This is a genomic window from Halococcus morrhuae DSM 1307 (assembly GCF_000336695.1).
Taxonomy (GTDB): domain Archaea; phylum Halobacteriota; class Halobacteria; order Halobacteriales; family Halococcaceae; genus Halococcus; species Halococcus morrhuae.
On record NZ_AOMC01000083.1, the window covers coordinates 1 to 5325 of the forward strand.

Here is a 5325-nt window from a genome sequence, read left to right on the forward strand (position 1 = left end):
ATCGTGTGTCACGTCGAATCATTGGTTAGAGCCGCTAAGAGTTGTATTCAGCTACCCCACCCCTTCGCTGTCTGTCGATCAACAGAGCATGATAATGTACTTGACGAGCTTCCCGAGTCCACCCACAAGGGACTCGTCGGCGTCGCCCTCGGGTTCAAGCGGCGTCCCCGAAACGTACTGTGAGGGACTGATACTTCTGATGACGCGTTTGACCGCATTGCCGAGAACGATGCCGACGATCCAGCCGATTATGAGGATGACGATCGCGGCGATGATCGACGGAATCGCCGAAAGGAAGCCCTGCACCAGCGGCTGGAGGGGCTGTGGGACTGCTTGAAGTACTATTCCACCGCCGAGCGTGTGTAGTCCTGTCATGATGACTCCCCGGTGTCACGCATCCGTAGTCTTCCGGACCTGCGTGACACCAGTGGCCACCGATTCTCCTACGATTATTATAAAAGCACCTGTGCCATGAAATTTGTTTTATACATCAGCGGGTGACTCCATGAGAATCCCGCTGAAGTCACCGGAGTGTGAAGTACATCAGGGACTCACAAAGGTCGATCTATGACATGCACGTCAGAGCACGTGAGGGTGACTGACCTTTGATGCAGTCGTGTTTGATTGAGATGAAAACCGCCACACAGCTCGGCATTTGCCTCCTCAAGCAGGGGAAGTCGTGACGGCGATGGCTGTTTGGCCTCGTGATACAGAATCTCGCCGAAGTTGGCTCGAACAAAGGCAACAGAGTGATCCGTGGGGAATGTCAGCATGGCCAGAAATGAGGGTTCCTGATCAGACTGGTTAAAAGATAGATTATCTTACTCGGCTCTGCATATTTATAAGGCATCCTCAGAACGTCGTGGAGACAGCTTGAAATCCCAGAGTTTGGGTATGACCGTCCATAGCGAGGCGATCACGTGGGTGGTGATCGCCGACTATGTGACGTTTTTCCGGCCACAAACGTGCTCAACCGGGTGACGAATCGAAGAATAGATTCGTCGCTTGAGGTTCTAAATCGGTGTGATTCAACACCACTTATAAACGTTCAAAGTCGAATTATTATTGAGGAGACCGTCCCTTCTCTCGAATACCGATGGCTCTCGTTGTCGAGTTCGATCTGATCTCGGACCGATTACCGCTAACAGCGGTTGCCGCTACTGCTTCGGATTCAACTCTCAGAATTGATGATATTCTTACCTCCGAGCGCAGCCGGCCGGTGATCGTTTTCTGGGCCGAAGGCGAGACATTCGATACCCTTGAAGCGGCACTCGACGATACAGCGGTGGCGACGTACAGTGTCCTCGGAACGACAGAGAATCGCCGTCTCTATCGGGTGGAATTATCCGACCAACCGCCAGCCATCTATACTGAGTTCGTTCGATTGGATACCGCCCCAATCAACGCGATGATCACGCCGACGGGATGGCGAGCACGTATCCGATTTTCCGACCGTGAGGCGCTCGCCGAGTTCCACGACGCCTGTGAGACGTACGGTATTACGTTTCAACTCGACCAGATATTCGAAGCCTCACCCGAGACCGACAACGAATATGGACTCACGCCAAAACAGCGCGAAACGCTGCTTGTAGCCCACGAAGCGGGCTATTTCTCGATTCCTCGAACCGGCTCCCTAGCAGAGATTGGCGCTGAACTCGGCGTGTCCGCACCGTCGGTCTCCGAACGGCTTCGCCGCGCGCAGGACCGACTCATTCAGCATACTGTCGCTCTCGACGAGAACCATTGATAAACACCACAACGAATTAGGCTCAACATTCGTTCATCGACGGGACCTACTCATAGCTGTCATGGCGACCACCGACGCATCGATGCAGATCGATACTGATGCACAGACGTTCAGATACTACCGCCACGCCGTTGAGAAACACTGGGACCCCCACGACATCGACCTCGATGCCGACCGCGAGGCGCTCAATGAACTCGACGATGCGGCATTCGATGGATTGAAGCGCGCGCTCGCGCTGTTCGGCGCGGGTGAGGATGCCGTTGCAGAGGATCTCGCACCGCTGGCGGTCGCGCTCGATGACTTTGAGGACCAACTGTTCATCACGACCCAACTCTACGAGGAAGCCAAACACTCGGACTTCTTCGACCGCTACTGGCGCGAAGTAATCCACGCGGCGGAGGACGACCGTGGTCAGGAACACTCCTCGCCGGCTGACGAGCGGTGGTTCTCTGACGAATATGACGAGCTGTTCGAGCGCAACGAGGCCGCAATGGCCGCACTACTCGATGAGGATACCCCTGAAAATCGCGCGAAAGCGTACTCACACTACCACATGACCGTCGAGGGAATCCTCGCCCAGACTGGCTACTACGGACTCACGCGCCAGTTCGACGAGGACACCTATCCTGACATCCCCCACCTGCCAGGACTGGTCTCGGGCCTCACCTATATTCGCAGCGACGAAGGCCGCCACGTCGGCTTCGGGATGGCAAAGCTCAAAGAACTCGTCGAAACCGAGCGCATACAGCCAACCATCATCGAAGAGACCGTCGGCGACCTCCTGCCGTTGGTGCAGGCAGCGATTCCAAGCTACGAGCGCGCCGGTGACGAAGGCGTCACGCCGACAGAACTCACCGAGTACGCAACCAACAAACACGAACAGCGCATGAAACAGATCACCTCTGCGAGCGAACACATTCCCGATGTCGAGGAGCTGACTTCGCTCGCGAACTGACGCTACATGCGATGAATCGACGCCGAATCAGCACAAACAACGCGAATCACATTCAGCCAACCATTTCATACTATCCAGACACCAATGTCAACAATCACTGATTTACCGGGCGACCCAGTCGTACCGATGCGTAACCGCTCGTGCGAGATAGTGGATACACTCACAGAATCGCTCCACAAGCTCTCGGTTACAAAAGAGCGACTCGACGAAGTTTCGGCCGTTAAGGTGGGTCAGACACCGAGTGAGGTCGTCTGTACTGAGGACATGCTGGAGTTGCACCACTACGAACCACAGACGGACGAGCAAGACGACGTGCCGATTCTCGTTATCGCTGCACTTATCAACAAATCGTATATCCTCGATCTACAACCTGCTCGGAGCGTTATTCGCCATCTATTGGAAGACGGTCACGACGTGTACCTTCTCAAGTGGAACGAACCCACGCGGTATGATACGGGACTGACGTTCGGTGATTACGTCAACCGCTACATCGCCAATAGCGTCGACGAGGTGTGCAAGCGCTCAGGAGAGGAGTCGATCAATCTCCTTGGCTACTGTACGGGCGGGACGATGGCAGCGATGTACGCTGCACTCCACTCCGAGAAGGTGAACGCACTTGGGCTGATAGCCAGCCCACTCTATCTCAACGATACTGGCGGGTTGCTCGAATTGTGGAGCGATGAGACGTACTACGATCCCGAAACCGTGATCGATATATATGGAAATATGCCGTCGGAACTGCTCTACGTGATTTTTACGCTGATGGATCCTGTCGATAGCACGGTTGGCAAGTACATCCGGCTGTACGAGAATCTGGACGACGAAGAGTTCGTCAAGAACTTCCTTCGGATGGAGCGATGGTTCTCGGACGGTATCGACGTGGCAGGCAAAACCTACATCCGACTAGTGGAAGATATATATCAGGACAACAAGCTATTCACGAATGATTTCTATCTCAACGGTGAACACGTCGATATTACGGAGATCGATATGCCCGTGCTTCAGATTACCGGTGAGGATGATCATCTCATCCCTTCCAAAGCGTCACAGCCATTCAATGCCGTCATCGGCACCGACAACGTGAGCACTATCGAACACCCTACCGGACATATCGGCCTATTGTTTTCGAACAGTTCACATGAGGACGTTTGGCCGGATGTTGCTGAGTGGTTTCACACACAGTCATCCAAGCCAAGACAAAATCATCGAGGAAGATTCAGCACTGACTCTCTGCATCGAAAGCCAGCCCACTAAGAGTGGTTTCAGAACACGCTCTGAGGTCAGGCAGAAAATTCTATTTCCTATGGCGATTCAATGGAACCGATCAGACGACCAGTGCTTTCGAAGAAGACGATCAATAGTGACGCGACGAAGAGACCTCGGGAACGTTCAAACGGGCTGAGACCGTGGTGTAGCCGTCCCGCGACGATGGATGACCTCTCGAACAGTCTCAAAGTCGCCCTCGTAGGTCCCGTAGACGACCGCATCGGCGTACGATTCGATCTGATGGGTCACATCAACGAGACGGTCGACTCCGGCTTCGGACGCCGATAGCTGAAACGTGAGTGGTATGTCGAGGTCACCGAGTTCGTGAGCGAAGCCACGGGCCAGCGACTCGACCCAGTACGTCGTCTCGTAGCTGATACTACAGAGCGGGACGAGAAAGCCGTCAGCCACCGATTCGAGAGCTTGTGGGTCTATCCCGGCGCGGGCGCGGAGATTGCCGGGATACGGATCCGGGTACAGTGTGACGATAAGGTCTCCCGTGATCCGATTTTTCGCTTCCCTGACGAACCGTGTGATGGTCGCCGTCCGCCACGCGACACGGTCGTCGAACTCGCTCGTTGCGAACTGTCGCTCACAGCGCACACAGCGACAGAACCCGCCACCGGGAAAGCCGGGTGTGGTGAGTCTGACGTCCCCGTTGTCACCGACCGTCTCAATCCGGTCGAGGAGTCCAGCGCGATAGTCGGGGTCTGTCGGGCAGATCGTTCCCCAGTGGTGACCCTCCGTCTCGGGTGTCGCCCGTGTTCCCTTGGTGGTGGTTGCGGCGCGGTCTGGGTCGTCTCGAACGATCTCTGTGTTCCCCCAGCAAGCGACGGCATTGACGACGCCGTCGAGTGGAGTGCCACGTCGACCGCTCACATCGTCAGTGACGAAATGAACGAACTCCCCGACGTCCGCGCGGGCTAGCGTTGGGTCGCTCGTGAGGATTCCGTACATAGCAGTTCGTCAACGGGGGAAGGTCATAAATAGTCCACCTACTATCGTCTGGGACGGCACGTCAAGGACGTCCCAGATGTCCTCGGAGTCGATATCGGCGTTCTCGCCGAGTTCGATATCGATCTCCTCATCCAGAGTGTTGACGAGAAAGTTAAGCACCTGCTGGTGAGTTCGTTGGCTGCTTGGTCTGGCTGCATCAACCGATCAAGCAGCCCGTTCACCCAACCCACTTTGTGAGGTACTGATATGGCCCTGCCAAGTAGAGTGTTGGTGAGGACGAGCACAACTATGCTCGAATAGTGAGAGGTGGCCTCGGAATATCGTGGCGTCGCTGCGGCGCAGCGACGCAACTCATCAGGTTCTTAGAAGGTTGGTGCGGCAGAGAGTGTAATGTCAACCA

Annotated in this window: 6 protein-coding genes; 3 read left to right on the top strand and 3 right to left on the bottom strand. The window is 55.3% G+C overall.

Annotated elements, in window-relative coordinates; translation table 11 throughout:
* Positions 1-78: 78 nt before the first annotated feature.
* The gene (locus C448_RS05550) at positions 79-375 is read right to left on the bottom strand and encodes a mechanosensitive ion channel family protein (RefSeq protein ID WP_080503159.1); all 297 of its coding nucleotides are present in this window, start codon (positions 373-375) and stop codon (positions 79-81) included.
* 721 nt (positions 376-1096) lie between these two features.
* Here C448_RS05550 and C448_RS05555 point away from each other — a divergent pair.
* The 3 genes from C448_RS05555 to C448_RS05565 all read left to right on the top strand — a co-directional run bounded on the left by C448_RS05555 (position 1097) and on the right by C448_RS05565 (position 3956).
* Complete coding sequence (locus C448_RS05555) at positions 1097-1747, top strand: helix-turn-helix domain-containing protein (RefSeq protein WP_049916087.1); 651 nt, start codon at positions 1097-1099, stop codon at positions 1745-1747.
* 61 nt (positions 1748-1808) lie between these two features.
* Positions 1809-2702, top strand: coding sequence for a ribonucleotide-diphosphate reductase subunit beta (locus tag C448_RS05560; protein ID WP_004052548.1), 894 nt, complete (start codon positions 1809-1811; stop codon positions 2700-2702).
* A 150-nt stretch (positions 2703-2852) separates the two neighbouring features.
* Complete coding sequence (locus C448_RS05565; protein WP_394294942.1) at positions 2853-3956, top strand: PHA/PHB synthase family protein; 1104 nt, start codon at positions 2853-2855, stop codon at positions 3954-3956.
* 135 nt (positions 3957-4091) lie between these two features.
* Here the strand turns inward: C448_RS05565 and C448_RS05570 are convergent, their stop codons facing one another.
* Together C448_RS05570 and C448_RS16115 are read right to left on the bottom strand one after the other, a co-directional pair.
* Positions 4092-4925: a type 2 periplasmic-binding domain-containing protein gene (locus C448_RS05570; RefSeq protein WP_004052552.1), complete on the bottom strand. Its 834-nt coding sequence runs from the start codon at positions 4923-4925 to the stop codon at positions 4092-4094.
* A gap of 9 nt (positions 4926-4934) precedes the next feature.
* The gene (locus C448_RS16115; protein ID WP_004052553.1) at positions 4935-5084 is read right to left on the bottom strand and encodes a hypothetical protein; all 150 of its coding nucleotides are present in this window, start codon (positions 5082-5084) and stop codon (positions 4935-4937) included.
* Between the last annotated feature and the right edge of the window lie 241 nt (positions 5085-5325).

Bases quoted from the DNA above. Each gene is read 5' to 3' on its own strand.
- C448_RS05550 (WP_080503159.1), bottom strand. From the start codon at position 375: ATGACAGGACTACACACGCTCGGCGGTGGAATAGTACTTCAAGCAGTC.
- C448_RS05555 (WP_049916087.1), top strand. From the start codon at position 1,097: ATGGCTCTCGTTGTCGAGTTCGATCTGATCTCGGACCGATTACCGCTA.
- C448_RS05560 (WP_004052548.1), top strand. From the start codon at position 1,809: ATGGCGACCACCGACGCATCGATGCAGATCGATACTGATGCACAGACG.
- C448_RS05570 (WP_004052552.1), bottom strand. From the start codon at position 4,925: ATGTACGGAATCCTCACGAGCGACCCAACGCTAGCCCGCGCGGACGTC.